Source organism: Halobacillus campisalis (assembly GCF_030345335.1).
GTDB lineage: Bacteria > Bacillota > Bacilli > Bacillales > Halobacillaceae > Halobacillus_A > Halobacillus_A campisalis.
Genome location: NZ_JAPVRC010000002.1, coordinates 669381 through 683366, shown reverse-complemented (window position 1 = coordinate 683366; position 13986 = coordinate 669381). Strand labels below are relative to the sequence as shown.

Genomic DNA, 13986 nt, shown 5'->3' with positions numbered 1-13986 from the left:
GAAGCACTTCGTTCAGCGGCGTATGGACTGGACTGAGATGGCGGAGATAAAAATAATTCAAAGAACAGTATAAGGGGGTTCGTTCATCTCATATCGATTGGTGTGGTTGGGAAGCTGCGAGACTCCCTTTGTAAAAGCGGAAGCGCTTCGTTCAGCGGCGTATGGACTGGACTGAGATGGTGGAGATAAAGGAAACACGAAGAACGAAGAGATTCGATGTTGACTTATCGTACAGAAGTAAAGGAAGTCTCAGTAGCCGCTAAGCGCTGGAGCTGGATAGTCCCCCATAAGGTTTATGATTGGAACCACGCCCTAGACTAATATAAGTGTAAGAAGTGGGAGAAGGATGTAGGCGACGATCCCGCAGGGCTTGAAAGCCCGAGGAAGCTCGCCACTTCCCCCACAGGAAAGAGAGTAGCTTCCCAACTACCCCTGACGCTTCATACGGCAACGAACCCAGATTATCTCAAAATAAAGTCTTCCACTATCCTGCTATATTGTTGAAAAAGACTCTTATGAACTGCTTATAATATTTATCTCTGCTTCTTCAATTCCTTTTGAATCCATATCGCAGCTATTGAACCCTCTCCCATAGCTGCAGTAACTAATTCTGAATGAGCAGAGGCGTCTCCGGCTGCCCAGAGATTCTTGACGCTTGTCATTTTAGTTTGAGGATCTACAATTATATGCTTGTTCTTACGAAGTTTCGCCCCTGCCTGGACGGCTAAATCAGTTTTTACTTTATTACCTCCAAAAGCGATAAAGCCTTTTTCAGCATAGATCGTCGACCCGTCTGCTGCTTCTACACCTTTAAAAATACCATCATTCGTTATAATCCTTTTGATTGTTCCATTCTTCACTTTCACTGCTTCCTCTTCCAGATGTTGAAATAATACATGCGATATTTCCCCACCACCGTGATTGAAATAAGTAAGATCATCAGACCAATACAAAAGCGTAGAAGTCATAGAAGCTCCAGCGTCACCCGCCCCAATAATTAACGTAGTTTTTCCTGTTATTTCATACCCGTCGCAATCCGGGCAAACATATATGGAGGATCCCAGGCACTGTTGGATACCGTCGATATCCGGAATATGATCTTTAACTCCTGTAGCAAGTAAAACAGTCGCAGCTGCATACTCTAGTCCACATGCTGTTTTTAAAGAAAAGAAAGCCTTATTTCTCTTAAGTCCGGTCACTTCGCCAAAAAGGAATTCCACACCCGACTCTTTTGCTTGCAAGCGGCCATTATTGCGGAGGGTTGGTCCGCTCACCCCTCCTGGAAACCCGAGAATATTATTATATTTCAAGCATCGGTTCGATCGACCATCGTCTGAATCAATGACTAGAACGGATCGGTTATAGCGGCCAAGCTGAATCGAAGCCTGCAACCCTGCAATTCCACCGCCAATTATAATACAATCATACTTCATGTATACAAACTCCCATTTAATTGTTTCTTTTATTTTTCCAACCTTTTAGGAGTTATATACGATAATGACACAAAACGAAAAACCTCATTACTCCATGCAATGAGGTTTTTCGTTTTGTTATTAATCAACTTCAAACAGAAACTTTTAAAAGGTTACCGTCAGTAACTTATTCCAAAGTTTCTGTGACGTTCCAAATTTTGTCTGATCCATTATATGAATTTAAAGCGATATCAAGATCATGGAACATCCGATGAAGATCTCTTACATCATCAAGCTCTTCTCCATCCATGACGTTATTAGCAAGTCCCTTGATTTTACTTAAATCATTTTGCAGCGGGTCAGACTCTACGTCTGGGGAAAGGTTCTCGATTTCAGATAAAACCTCTTCCGCTTTTGACCGCTGCTCGTCCCAATCTATGCTTGCCGTTCTCCCGTAGCCGGTCGTTTCGTTATAAAAATCATGGGTATCACTGACAAAATCACCAACTTCCACATGATCCTCTCCAACGGTCTCTTGAGTTTCTTCTATTTGATCTGTGGAAGTTTCTTCTTCGTTTGTTTCAGCCGTAGCCGTTTCATTGTCGGATTGTTGTGCAGTGATGTCAGTGACAACAAAATAAATTAATAAACCGACACCTATTAATGCGACGAGAAAAAGTCCCGCCATAATTTTTTTGAAAGATGAATTTAACATTTCATGCTCCTTTTCAATTACATTTGCTAACATTTCATAGAGACTAAATTAGTGCATAGATCTCCTTTATAAGGATAAATTCATACAAAGGTACACTAAAACAGTGATACAAACGTAACACTTAGTAATTTTTTTGTAAAATATCCCTATTATTATAGTTCATAAACACTGAAAAATCACTAGATCACACTTACTTTATTAAGATCATTGTTTTGTATTATAGTGGAAAGAAACCGCTCCAAACGGTAATATATGTATCATACATAAAGATTAGAGGACATGTTCTCTGAAGAACATGTGGGATTATACAGCTTCAAAACAATATTTAACTATTCAATACTATGTTATCAGTCTTAGAATAGCTTTTTGTAGATTACCGTCACTAACTCGTTCGTTATGAAGAATAAAATTGTTGGAATTTGATGATTTTCGTCTAGGTATTTTTTCTTGCGTAATTAAAACAGGAGGCAGAAAATTCTATGATAAGTGTTATGGTAGTTGATGATCATACTGTTTTAAGAGATGAAATTTCCCACGTAATCAATTTGGAAAAAATGGAAGACATCGCAGAAGCGAGTCGTCCTATAGAAGTGAAAGAAAAGCTGACGGAAATTCAACCGGATATTATCATATTGGATATCCATCTCCACGGAGAAAGCGGAATCGAATTAACATCATATATTACACAGTACCACTCAACAAGTAAAGTACTCATCCTCACTGTAGCTGATGACAAACAATATTTACAAAGTGCTCATGATGCGGGGCCTCAGGTTACTTATTAAAAGAAACAACGAGTAAAGAATTGATTTATTGAATTATGAACGTGTATAAAGGGGATTGTGTGCTTCCCCCATCTATGACTAAGGATTTGTTAATACATTATCGCAGCCAAAAACATTCACTATCACCTGAGTCAACTCTTACTCAACGAGAACAAAGAAGTATTAAGAGAATTATCTAAAGGTTTAACTAATAAAGAGATTGCCCGCATCCTACTACCGTGCGCTTACCAAATATTTGACGGCTACCTCTGACTTCAGCATGATGAGGCAGGCTGCGGTTCAATCAGCCATAGACCTGTACGGAATTGATTCGCAGGAAGTGTTTTCCGTACACCAGGCTTATGATGCCATTGGTGTAAAGTAAGATTCCCAATTAGACAGGCTGCTTTCGTATGAATCAGCCTGTCTGTTTATTGGTTAACCATTAAACGATCTACAAACTCATTAAACGGATCGATTTTCGTAAGATGCTGGTTACAAGCCATACTGTCCTGGCAGATATAATTTCCTCTCTTTACAGTATGCTGATCGGATTCTTTAATAGTTGTTGTGAACATCCCCACACGTTCGTACTGACTGCAAATCGAACAAATTCCATTTTGGCCGGATTTAGTAAATGACCCAGCGATACCTTGAAGACCTTCTTCTCCTTGGAACACAATATACTTCCGGTGCGCCCCATGGTCGTCCCATCCTAAATAGGATAACTCTCTACGGTCGACATCAAGCAATAAAGGAAATTTCATCTTTTTAACTTTTGGGAATAATTTTTTTAATGTATTTTCTTTTATTTCCGGAAATGGAAGTACATAATGCTTAAGTCGTGAAAGTACGAGAACAGCATCGGCCTGGTCTTCTATTTTTGTCACTTGTTTTACCATGGTTTCTTGTTCCACTGAAAGCTCTTGAAACGATTGAAGAACCTTTTCTTCAGATAGAGACTTTAACGCTTGGAGCACTGCATTATCTTTGACGGTGGAGTGACCATTGATCAGTTGGTGTGTCTGGCTTTTTATTAAGTTGAACTGGTCATTGCGAATAAATGATTCCAAACTTACCCCTCCCTCTTTATTTATTGAATTCGATCAGGTTCCCATCGGGATCGCTTATGAAAACCTGATGCCACTCTGTTTTATTATCAGGTTTATCGACAAATTCCACGTTATGCTTCTTCAAGTTATCAATAACTGCTTCTATATCCTCCGCCCTTACAGCAAAATGACCATCACGGCTATCAATTTCTGTAGTACCTCTTAGTGTGTTTCCACCTTCATGTACAATCAAATGAATTTGGGTGGAACCTACTTGATACCATGCGCCCGGAAATCCGAAATCTGGTCGTTCCTCACTTTCTTGAAACCCTAAGACATCTCCGTAAAATGTTTTGGCTCTCTTTATATCGCTGACTAATAACGAAACATGATGAATCCCCTCGTACATAAGGCTGTCCCCTTCCATCTATTCAAAAATTTATTACCTCTATTATCCTTGTTGCTTACGTGTTCATCAAGCTATGTGCCTTTTATATTGTTGAAAGAAAAATTTAGTTCCATAAAATAGAAATGCCTGATCAGCCATGCTCATTCGCAAGGCAACCAGGCATCAAACCAATCATTGCGGGTACTCTTCTCTCAAAAAACACATCGACCGGTTGATCAATTTTTTTAGCACTTTAATATCAATATCATCCAATTTATTAATATACACACACGCTTTCCCAGTTGTATGCTTCCCAAAATTGCTCAGCAGCTCGTCTCTTTTGTTATCTCCTGTGGCAAAATAGAGGCTGATCTTAGCTTTTCTCGGTGAAAAACCTGTGAGGGGTGCATCGCCCTCATGACCTGAGTCGTAAATATAATGGTAAGAACCGAAACCAATGATGGTTGGCCCCCACATCTTAGCCTTGTACCCTGTTGTTTCATTGAAAATATCTAATAAAGCATAAGCATCTTCTCGTTTTTTCGGATTTTCAACGCTTTCAATGAATTCTAAGACACTACGATCGTTTTCTTTCGTTTTCAATTCATACACGCTGCCACCTCTTCTCAGAAGATTTAATACTTATTATTGGTACTTCGATTATTCACTTGTAAAGCCTTGCATTACGCTTCTATAAACTCTATAGCTGTTTTATATTATGAAGGGAATGATTCACATGAGTTACGATAGATTCAATCAACTCTTCTGCAGATATATCCCTACTGAGCCTGGGACTCTGCCCCGACCATAAAGACATGTATTCACTTCTATTCTGTTTCGCCGCTTCACTTCTAATTACCTTCGTTAAAGAATTTTGAATAGGATAAGCCGGAAGTTCATTTTCGTATTTTCTCATTTTTCTTATGAATTGATTGTTTATCCCTCTAGCGGGCTTACCACTGAATGACGAGGTCATTACAGTCTCAGCTTCATTCGTTTGCATAATAGCGTCTTTGTGTTGTTTCTTTGCCCCACTTTCTTTAGTAGTGACAAAAGCCGTGCCCATTTGCACGCCTTGAGCACCTAACGACAAAGAAGCTAGAACACCCCTGCCATCCATAATCCCTCCTGCGGCTATCACAGGTATTCTTACATGATCGACAATTTGGGGGACTAGTGACATAGTTCCAATCATCGCTTTATCAAATTCATTTACAAAGGTTCCTCTATGACCGCCCGCTTCGCTTCCTTGAGCCACCACAATATCAACACCTTGTTCTTCATTAATGCAAGCCTCTTCTACCGTTGTCGCGGTCCCGATCACTAGCGTGTTATTCTTTTTCAATTCATGAATGAGTTGTTTTGAAGGAACTCCAAATGTGAAACTGCACACTTTTATGCCATGCTGCAAGACTAGTTCAACCTGTTTTTCAAAATTTCCCCTTGTAGGTGGTTTTACTTCTGCAGCCTCTACACCAAGTTCTTCATGAAATGGTTTTAATATTATATTGGCTTTCTCTACCTCTTCTGCCATGATGGGTGGAGTTTCAGGAATAAATAAATTCACACCGAAAGACTGATCCGTTCGGTCTTTTACTTGAATAACAGCCTTTTCCAGAACTTCAGGTGTCATATATCCTGCACCAATCGTACCTAGTGCTCCACTATTTGATACGGTTGCGGCTAATTCTGGAGTGGTGACACCACCGGCCATACCGGCTTGAATAATCGGATACCTAGTCTCCATCAACTGTGAAGCATTGTTAGTATTCCACAATACGATCTCCTCCTAAAGGAATAATAAACCTTTTGATTCTACTTTCTTAACTTATAAAGTTTATATTGATAACCAAAATAAGGTAATCCAGTGAAAACTAGGACGATGAGAGTCAGGCAAGCTAACACTAAGCTTATAGTTCCAACGACGTCAGCTACCCAGCTTAAATTACTGAGAGATTCAAGGATGAATAATATCGCCATGAATATGAGGGATGGAAAAGCAATATCAGCCATTTTGCGTTTTTCTTTCTCATATTTATCGAAGATGCTTGCTTTATCAGTGTATATAGGCGTCGTGTTCTTCGGCGCACTAAAAATGTGTATGTAATTTCCTGTTGAACAAACATGCTTCCATCCAGCAGCTTCAAAATAAGCGAAGTAATCTTCATCTGGATCGCTTTCATAAGCAACCGAAAAATCAACTGATTCACTTTTCCCTTTTCTAAGCTTGAACCCAAGAAAAGCGAATTTTTCTAAGATCCACCCTTCACTTGCATATTTACTTAATCTTTCCATATCCTTTTCTTCATCGAATGCCAAACCCCCGCTGCCTATATACTTAGTCTTTCTCATGAGCCCATCTCCTTTAATTGAAGTAAAATTTCTTCCCCATGTCTTACCATCTCTCTTTTTCTTTCTATTTCGCTTTCAAGCATTTTCCTGCCTTTTTCAGTAATGACATAGGTTTTTTTCTTTTTTTCTCCTTCTCCATAAAGCTTGATTAAACTTGCAGCGGATAACTTTTTAATCGTCGTATACATGGAAGCCGGTCCGATTTGAATTCGTTTATCAGTCATTTGCTCGACTGTATTCATGATGAGGTATCCATGTTTGGGTTCAACTAACGACAATAAAATATAGTAGGAAGTATCGGTCAACTCCCCATTTTCTAAAGCATCATTTCTTGGCATGTTTTCACCTCTTTATATCATTAAATGATATATCGTTAAATGAATTGTATCGTTTAATGATATATAAGTCAATCGAGTTTATTACTTCAATCTGGCCCCATTCATTTACAGAAGAAAGCATTGATTACCAATCTTCTATAAAAAAATTACTAAGCCCTAGAAACGAATGGAAAGAGAAAGAACTGTAGTGTTAAAACTTTTTGTTTCATTTTTTAAAATTTATTAAATATTTTAATTTTTAGCGCTTTTTCTAAATGTATTTAATTTTCAGCATGATCCGATATAATGTTACACGGGTCAAAGGTCTAAAGGTCATTTTCACGGATGAATTATCAGAAAATTTTTTCATTATATCTTTATATTGTTATTTGAAAGGAGCACGACTAGTATGGATAAAAAACGCAGAGGGCTGTTTCAGCGTTTTCTCGATGGGGTTGAATTTCTAGGGAATAAGCTCCCTCACCCTGTTACATTGTTTGCCGTTTTGGCGCTTGCTGTCATCGCCCTCTCAGCCATCATTTCTGCAACGGGTGTAAGCGTAGAACACCCTGGTGAAGAAGGAGAAATGGTTGAAGTCACTAACTTGTTAAATGCTGAAGGCATTCAGTATATTTTTGAAAGCATGGTCGACAACTTCATAGGATTCGCTCCACTCGGTGTGGTATTGGCTACTATGCTAGGTATCGGGCTTGCCGAGAGAACAGGACTGATCAGCGCCTGCTTAAGAGGATTTGTTCTATCCGTACCTAAGCAATTGGTTACACTTGGATTAGTGTTTGCCGGTATTATGTCCAGCGTGGCTTCTGATGCTGGTTACGTAGTTCTTCCTCCACTTGGCGCCGTGATTTTCGCCGCTCTTGGAAGACATCCGCTGGCTGGTTTAGCGGCTGCGTTCGCCGGGGTTTCAGCAGGGTTCAGTGCGAACCTTTTCCTATCAGCCACCGACCCGATGCTTGGAGAACTGACGATCAACGCAGCCTCTGTCATTGACCCTCAATATGCAGAAGGCATGAATATTGCAATGAACTACTACTTCATTTTTGCATCTGTATTCTTACTTACTTTTGTAGGAGCATGGGTCACGGAAAAAATCGTGGAGCCCCGTTTAGGGAAATACACTGGAGATTACACAGAAGACCTTAAAGGATTGGATTCACTTGAGAAAAAAGGTTTGAAGGCTGCAGGAATTGCTTTACTGATCGGTTTAATTGCTACTGCATTGCTGATCGTTCCTTCTAATGGAATCATGCGTGGAGAAGATGGTTCGATTGTACAATCTCCGTTCATGAGTTCTTTAGTACCAATTATTGCTTTGTTGTTCTTCATTCCCGGCCTTGTTTACGGAAAAGTTACGAAGGTCATTCGCAACGATAAGGACGTTGCAGATCAATTGTCCGATACGATGGCATCCATGGGCATGTTTATTGTCCTAGCTTTCACTGCTGGTCAATTCGTCGCTTACTTTACAGAATCGAACATGGGACTTGTTCTCGGAGTGTTTGGCGCTCAATTTCTTGAGTCGATTAATCTTTCCGGTATTCCTTTGATTATCATGTTTATTTTGGTAGCTGGTTTCATTAATCTCTTCATCGGAAGTGCGTCTGCTAAATGGGCAATGATGGCCCCGGTTTTCGTACCGATCATGATGCAGCTCGGGTACTCTCCTGAGTTGACGCAAATGGCGTATCGAATTGCCGATTCATCTACCAATATCATTACACCTTTGATGACCTATTTTGCAATTATTATTGCATTTGCACAGAAGTATGATAAGAAAATGGGAATCGGAACGTTGATTTCCGTCATGTTCCCTTATTCCATTATTTTCTTAGTGACGTGGACCTTATTCTTGATCGTATGGATGTCAATTGGTTATCTTCCTTTTGATATTCCTAACAACCTAGGCCCTGGATCGCCTATCAGATATTAAATAGTAAAACCAGCTACCCATTTAAGGGGAGCTGGTTTTTTTAATCTGGGACAATTTGCTTTACTTAGTCCTTCTGTATTACTTCGTCGGCATATTAGCATCATGCTGCTTTTTATCGCCTTTTTCTCTCTTTAAAGCATTCAAATCTTCTTTACTTTTGTTTTTAGCTTTTTTACCCATTCTTGCTTCACCTCTCTCGTTGAGAATGGTCTTACTTTATATAGCTTGTCTATTTTCCAAAATGATATGTTAAACGATGCAGTTGATTTTATAAGAGAGATATTCAATGATATGACAGTATTATGGGAGTCGTTTTCGAGATATTAGTTAGAGTTAGGGGCTCCGGGAAACGGTTCGCTTGCGTTATAAACTGTCTCGAAATTGAACATATTCTATTTTCCTTCCTCAAAGTATCTTGCCTAGGTCCAATTCCCACGGCTTACATCACTTCTGTACGATAAGTCTCATCGAATCACGTTCGTTCTTCGGTTTCTTCTTTATCTCAGACAGTCCATACGCCGCTGAACGAAGTACTTCCGCTTTCAAATATGTCGTCTCAGCGTTTCACCTATTTATTGAATTATAGAAATTAAACATAGTCAATCCTTTTTATGAAGGGGGAAAGCGCTCAAAACCTGAGACATAGCAACAATAAATCCTATATGTGTGAAACTATGGTTTCGTTCCTCAAACGATAGTAATGGGGTCTTGGAAATGGTGAGACTCCTGCGGGAATGGATGGACTGGCTAGACCCTCGAGAGCGTTAGCTCGAGGAGGCTGGCCGTCACCCCCGCGGAAAGCGATCTATTCCCAAGACCCCATTTTTTTAAATCAAAATACGAAACCGACCTTCTTTTTAAAGAAGCTTATCTTAAGAATCTTTAGGATTACACAAAAAACAAACAGTAGGAAAAATTCTGTTTGTTTTATGAAGTTAGGAAGCTTTCGCCCTTCTTCAAATTATTCGGTTAGTTCATACTCCCCGATGATTTCCACTGCTTTTTCAGTAACGGACGTATCAATTGATTCATCGAAATCGAATTCCCCGCGGGTTGCTCCATTCTTTTTATACATATCATACTGCTTTTTAATGTCATCAATAAACATTCTTCCATTCGGATCCAGCCCCGTGATTGAAACCTTTTCCCATATAGCAGAATCCTTTAATGCTGTATGTTTTGTCATAATATCAATGATCTCATCTCTTCCTTTATCGTTAAGGAACGCTTCATTATAATCACGTACCCCTTTTAAATAGGCAGCCATAAAACGCAAGGACACATCCTGGTCTTTCTCAATGAACTGCGGAGACCCGAGAACCATGGCGATTTGCGCATTCGGAGCGAAATCCGTAGCGTCGCCTAACCTGGCGTGAATGCCTTGCTCGATCCCTTGAGTAATCAAAGGTTCAATTTGCAGAGCAGCATCAATGGATCCGTTCCCCATAGAAGCAAGCATATTGCCAAAGTCAGACATGAGGACGAACTCCACATCATCTTCGGTCAGTCCTGCATGCTTGAGCATTTCTTGAAAAATATAATCATCTACTGCGTTTCTAGAGGATACGGCGACACGTTTTCCTTTTAAATCCTCATAGTCTTTGATTTCATCTTGCAAATCTTCCCTCACTACAAAAGAGAAATAAGAGCTGCCTTCTATATAATGTCCTTTATCCGCGATGATTTTGACATCGATCCCCTGGGCAATGGCATTAAAAAATGATGAGGTCGAAACACCACCCGCGATATCTACCTCGCCTGCAGCTAATGCGGGAAGCATATCATCACTGTTCGCGAATTGGACGAATTCTACATCAATATTATATTCATCAAAATACCCTTTCTCTTCGGCGATATAAAAACCTGCTCCAGAGGCTGCTCCATCTTCCGCAATATAGACTGACGTATTCTCCTCAAGCGGTGTTAAATCCCTATCGGATGTTTTTTCAATGGCTTTCTCTGTTTCTTCATCTTCTCCGAACGAACACCCACTGACCAAAAAGCATACAAAAAATAAGGGGACGAGTAACAAAAACTTGAACTTCTTCATTGCTATCACCTTTCTTACCTTCTACTCTCTAGAATTTTGCACTTCATTATGGAGGTGGTTCCATATGTCTTTGAAGTGATGAGCCATCGTTGGGTCCGCTCTTACTTGCTCCATGTTTCTTGGCCTGGGCAGATCAACCACTTTTTCGTCGATGATTCTTCCAGGCTGCGAGCTCATCAATAGGATTCGATCACTAAGGAGCAGGGCTTCATCAATACTGTGCGTAATAAAAAGCACGGTTTTTTTCGTTTCTGACCAAATATTTAAAAGCTCTTCTTGAAGGATGAATTTGTTCTGCTCATCTAATGCAGCGAAGGGTTCATCCATCAACAGAATTTCCGGATCGTTGGCGAATGCACGCGCAATGCTCACCCGCTGTTTCATACCTCCAGACAAGTCTTTAGGATAAATTTTGGCGAACTTATCCAGGCCGACTTTAGCGAGATAATAAGACGTACGCTCTTTAATGATATTTTTAGGAAGGTGTCTCATCTTCAGTCCAAAAGCGACGTTCTCTTCCACGGTCAGCCAGGGGATTACACCCTTTTCCTGAAATACCATGGATTGTAGTGGACGGTCCTCCTTATCGCGGGCAATGGTGAACTCTCCAGTACTAGGCGTCTCAAGGTCTGCCAGAATACGGAGAAGTGTTGTTTTCCCACATCCGCTCGGACCGATGAAACACACGAACTCTCCATCCTGCACATCAATTGATACATTTTGCAGAGCGGTCATACTGCTACCCTTTTTATAAAAGACCTTGGTTAAGTCGCGGATCGAAATCTTTGCTGCCACCTCATCACCTCCATGGCAATAGCTTGTTCTGGAATCCCCTTAGAATAAGTGAGAATAAAAATCCAAAGAATGATATAAGCACGAGACCCACGTACATCTCCTGGAGTAAAAATGCTTTATACGACGTCCATATTAAGTAACCTATCCCTGAATTCGCGCCCATCATCTCTGCAGCTACTATCGTTAAAAGGGCTATCGCCTGCCCCATTTGAATACCTTCTAACATAACGGGGAGCGAGCCGGGCAAGGCAATTTTAAAGAAAAAATTCTTTGAGTCTGCTCCATAGTTTTTAGCCACATCCAAATAAATACGATCTATGTTAACAACTCCAGCCACGGTATTGATGATGACAGGAAAAAAAACACTTCCCGCAATCGTGACCACCTTTGAGACTTCTCCTACTCCGAAAATGATGATGATGATAGGAAGAAGGGCAAGAGTTGGAATTGGCATGAGCGCCATGATAAGCGGAGATAAGAAATGACGTATAGGTGAATACAAGCCCATAATTAACCCCAAAATAATGGCAGGAATGACGCCTAATAGAAAGCCTGCGAAAATCCTGTATAAAGATATGCCGATATGGCTGAATAATTCACCGCTTGTGCCCATCATGAGAAATGTTCCAACTATTTTCGTCGGGGGCGGAAAGAACCTCGCATCGATTAAGTCAGTTCTTGATAAAAACTCCCATAGTAATAAGATGAATATAGGCGAAGATATGGTGAGGACTTGTTTGAACCTGTTTCTAATCTGTCTCTTTCTCCAATCTTCTTGTTCAACCGCAATGGGATCATGTATTGGATCAATATGTTTCTCCCTCATTCTTCACCACCTCTTTAACAAAATCATATGTGCCCGTGCCTAGAAGTGTGATAGGTGATTACAGGGTGAGAAAAGAAGAATTGTTTCCAATGAAGTAAAAAGCACAAAAAAAAGCAGTCCCTCATGGAACTGCTCAACCCTTTAACTATGAATTTTTTCTATATTCACTTCGTTCATTCTCTTCTCCAATTCATCCTTGAGCTGTCTTTTCACAGCCTTCACATGCTTTTTCTTGGCATCTATTTTATCTGTATGATTGTCGATTTCATCCAGCCAGTCTTTTAAGTCATTGATATCGCCAAACTGATCCTGAATATCTTCATAGTGGTCTGCTTTTGTCTTATAATCCTCATCATACATTTGATTAAGGTACCGATAAATGTAACGAAGATACTTTGAACTAATTCTTACTGCATGTAAAGAGTCCAGGCTTTTATTAGAGGAAGCCCCTTTTTCTTTGAATACTTCAGAGAATAGCTCTGCCTTTTGGTCAAATGATTTCTCATAATATTCCAATCGCTCGCCTATATTCAGCGGCAGTACATAAGCAGGCAGCTCTGCCTCAATAAAATTGTTCCATTGATCTAAAAATTTATTATTAACAAGCTTAGGAAGTTTCCGATCCAGTTTATCCCGATATTTTACTCTTTTCTTTTCAACACGTTGATGAATTTGAGCGAATACCTCTGCTTTTTTTTCATCATCACTCTCTTCTTCAAGCTTTTTAAATGCCTCGATCAAGACGTCCCTCTCTCTAATTTCACCCAATTGGCTATGGGCTTCTGTCAATGTATCTAGAATTTGATGATTGGACGATACATTTAAGAATTTCAGCAAAGCCTCTATGCGGCGGCCCAATACTCTTGCCTGGTGGACATCCTCTGGATCTTTGAAGTCCAATAAACGCTCCGTATAACTCACATAATCATCTTTAAGTGAATTCAGCTGCGAAGCCCACCTTTGAACCAAACCTTGATTTGCCTCATTCAAACAATCCTCACAGAGGTAATTAGTATTAACTTTGATAAGCGACTTATCTTTACCGCATATTTCGCACACTTCGAATTTTCCATTTAAAACAACTTCATTATTTGATACGTTGATTTCAATCTTTTTCCCTACATCCCAGCCGAGTTCCTGCCTCATTTCAATAGGGACTACAAGACGACCATAACGATCCAATGTCTTAGGATCCTCTGGAGAATTCTCTTTAAATACCTTAAGGCCTTGCCCGCCTTTCAGCGGCTTCATGCTTAGATGCTGATCTTTCAATGAAAGTTCATCTCGAATTTCTTTTGGGATCACTAAACGCCCCATTTTATCCAACTGCCTCATATAAGTTGTAGTCATAAAAGTAACCATCC

At 40.0% G+C, this 13986-nt stretch carries 14 protein-coding genes and 1 pseudogene; 3 read left to right on the top strand and 12 right to left on the bottom strand.

What is annotated here, in order from left to right; all coding sequences use genetic code 11:
* Positions 1-533 precede the first annotated feature (533 nt).
* Both O2Q26_RS07500 and O2Q26_RS07495 read right to left on the bottom strand, forming a co-directional pair.
* Positions 534-1433: an NAD(P)/FAD-dependent oxidoreductase gene (locus O2Q26_RS07500; protein ID WP_289215301.1), complete on the bottom strand. Its 900-nt coding sequence runs from the start codon at positions 1431-1433 to the stop codon at positions 534-536.
* A gap of 166 nt (positions 1434-1599) precedes the next feature.
* Positions 1600-2127: a hypothetical protein gene (locus O2Q26_RS07495; protein ID WP_289215300.1), complete on the bottom strand. Its 528-nt coding sequence runs from the start codon at positions 2125-2127 to the stop codon at positions 1600-1602.
* Between the two features lie 479 nt (positions 2128-2606).
* Between O2Q26_RS07495 and O2Q26_RS07490 the strand changes: the two genes are divergently transcribed.
* Positions 2607-2912, top strand: coding sequence for a response regulator (locus tag O2Q26_RS07490; RefSeq protein ID WP_289215299.1), 306 nt, complete (start codon positions 2607-2609; stop codon positions 2910-2912).
* 211 nt (positions 2913-3123) lie between these two features.
* A pseudogene (locus tag O2Q26_RS07485) lies at positions 3124-3276 on the top strand (M4 family metallopeptidase); the annotation flags it as partial.
* A 46-nt stretch (positions 3277-3322) separates the two neighbouring features.
* Here O2Q26_RS07485 and O2Q26_RS07480 read toward each other — a convergent pair.
* The 6 genes from O2Q26_RS07480 to O2Q26_RS07455 all read right to left on the bottom strand — a co-directional run bounded on the left by O2Q26_RS07480 (position 3323) and on the right by O2Q26_RS07455 (position 7021).
* Positions 3323-3964: a FusB/FusC family EF-G-binding protein gene (locus O2Q26_RS07480; RefSeq protein WP_289215298.1), complete on the bottom strand. Its 642-nt coding sequence runs from the start codon at positions 3962-3964 to the stop codon at positions 3323-3325.
* Between the two features lie 16 nt (positions 3965-3980).
* Positions 3981-4352 (bottom strand): VOC family protein, encoded by a 372-nt coding sequence (locus tag O2Q26_RS07475; RefSeq protein ID WP_289215297.1) that lies wholly within the window; start codon positions 4350-4352, stop codon positions 3981-3983.
* Positions 4353-4523: 171 nt separating this feature from the next.
* Positions 4524-4943 (bottom strand): DUF1801 domain-containing protein, encoded by a 420-nt coding sequence (locus tag O2Q26_RS07470; RefSeq protein WP_289215296.1) that lies wholly within the window; start codon positions 4941-4943, stop codon positions 4524-4526.
* Between the two features lie 88 nt (positions 4944-5031).
* Positions 5032-6108 (bottom strand): NAD(P)H-dependent flavin oxidoreductase, encoded by a 1077-nt coding sequence (locus O2Q26_RS07465; RefSeq protein WP_289215295.1) that lies wholly within the window; start codon positions 6106-6108, stop codon positions 5032-5034.
* A 38-nt stretch (positions 6109-6146) separates the two neighbouring features.
* Positions 6147-6683 carry a DUF2812 domain-containing protein gene (locus O2Q26_RS07460; RefSeq protein WP_289215294.1) on the bottom strand — a complete coding sequence of 179 codons (537 nt, stop codon included), beginning with the start codon at positions 6681-6683 and terminating at the stop codon, positions 6147-6149.
* Positions 6680-7021, bottom strand: coding sequence for a PadR family transcriptional regulator (locus O2Q26_RS07455; protein WP_253936035.1), 342 nt, complete (start codon positions 7019-7021; stop codon positions 6680-6682). The genes O2Q26_RS07460 and O2Q26_RS07455 overlap by 4 nt, the downstream gene beginning before the upstream one ends.
* Positions 7022-7409: 388 nt before the next feature.
* Here O2Q26_RS07455 and O2Q26_RS07450 point away from each other — a divergent pair, with 388 nt between their 5' ends.
* On the top strand, positions 7410-8951 hold the full coding sequence (locus O2Q26_RS07450) for an AbgT family transporter (protein WP_289215293.1): 1542 nt from the start codon (positions 7410-7412) through the stop codon (positions 8949-8951).
* 961 nt (positions 8952-9912) lie between these two features.
* Here the strand turns inward: O2Q26_RS07450 and O2Q26_RS07445 are convergent.
* The 4 genes from O2Q26_RS07445 to O2Q26_RS07430 all read right to left on the bottom strand — a co-directional run bounded on the left by O2Q26_RS07445 (position 9913) and on the right by O2Q26_RS07430 (position 13972).
* Positions 9913-11001 carry an ABC transporter substrate-binding protein gene (locus tag O2Q26_RS07445; RefSeq protein WP_289215292.1) on the bottom strand — a complete coding sequence of 363 codons (1089 nt, stop codon included), beginning with the start codon at positions 10999-11001 and terminating at the stop codon, positions 9913-9915.
* 21 nt (positions 11002-11022) lie between these two features.
* Positions 11023-11736, bottom strand: a complete 714-nt coding sequence (locus O2Q26_RS07440; RefSeq protein ID WP_289215332.1) for an ABC transporter ATP-binding protein — start codon at positions 11734-11736, stop codon at positions 11023-11025.
* 64 nt (positions 11737-11800) lie between these two features.
* Positions 11801-12622: an ABC transporter permease gene (locus tag O2Q26_RS07435; RefSeq protein ID WP_289215291.1), complete on the bottom strand. Its 822-nt coding sequence runs from the start codon at positions 12620-12622 to the stop codon at positions 11801-11803.
* Between the two features lie 141 nt (positions 12623-12763).
* Complete coding sequence (locus O2Q26_RS07430) at positions 12764-13972, bottom strand: CHAD domain-containing protein (protein WP_289215290.1); 1209 nt, start codon at positions 13970-13972, stop codon at positions 12764-12766.
* Positions 13973-13986 lie beyond the last annotated feature (14 nt).

What these genes read in the sequence shown, in the direction of transcription:
- O2Q26_RS07500 (WP_289215301.1), bottom strand. Translation starts at nt 1,433, where the DNA reads ATGAAGTATGATTGTATTATAATTGGCGGTGGAATTGCAGGGTTGCAG.
- O2Q26_RS07495 (WP_289215300.1), bottom strand. Translation starts at nt 2,127, where the DNA reads ATGTTAAATTCATCTTTCAAAAAAATTATGGCGGGACTTTTTCTCGTC.
- O2Q26_RS07490 (WP_289215299.1), top strand. Translation starts at nt 2,607, where the DNA reads ATGATAAGTGTTATGGTAGTTGATGATCATACTGTTTTAAGAGATGAA.
- O2Q26_RS07475 (WP_289215297.1), bottom strand. Translation starts at nt 4,352, where the DNA reads ATGTACGAGGGGATTCATCATGTTTCGTTATTAGTCAGCGATATAAAG.
- O2Q26_RS07460 (WP_289215294.1), bottom strand. Translation starts at nt 6,683, where the DNA reads ATGAGAAAGACTAAGTATATAGGCAGCGGGGGTTTGGCATTCGATGAA.
- O2Q26_RS07455 (WP_253936035.1), bottom strand. Translation starts at nt 7,021, where the DNA reads ATGCCAAGAAATGATGCTTTAGAAAATGGGGAGTTGACCGATACTTCC.
- O2Q26_RS07450 (WP_289215293.1), top strand. Translation starts at nt 7,410, where the DNA reads ATGGATAAAAAACGCAGAGGGCTGTTTCAGCGTTTTCTCGATGGGGTT.
- O2Q26_RS07445 (WP_289215292.1), bottom strand. Translation starts at nt 11,001, where the DNA reads ATGAAGAAGTTCAAGTTTTTGTTACTCGTCCCCTTATTTTTTGTATGC.
- O2Q26_RS07440 (WP_289215332.1), bottom strand. Translation starts at nt 11,736, where the DNA reads ATGACCGCTCTGCAAAATGTATCAATTGATGTGCAGGATGGAGAGTTC.
- O2Q26_RS07435 (WP_289215291.1), bottom strand. Translation starts at nt 12,622, where the DNA reads ATGAGGGAGAAACATATTGATCCAATACATGATCCCATTGCGGTTGAA.
- O2Q26_RS07430 (WP_289215290.1), bottom strand. Translation starts at nt 13,972, where the DNA reads ATGACTACAACTTATATGAGGCAGTTGGATAAAATGGGGCGTTTAGTG.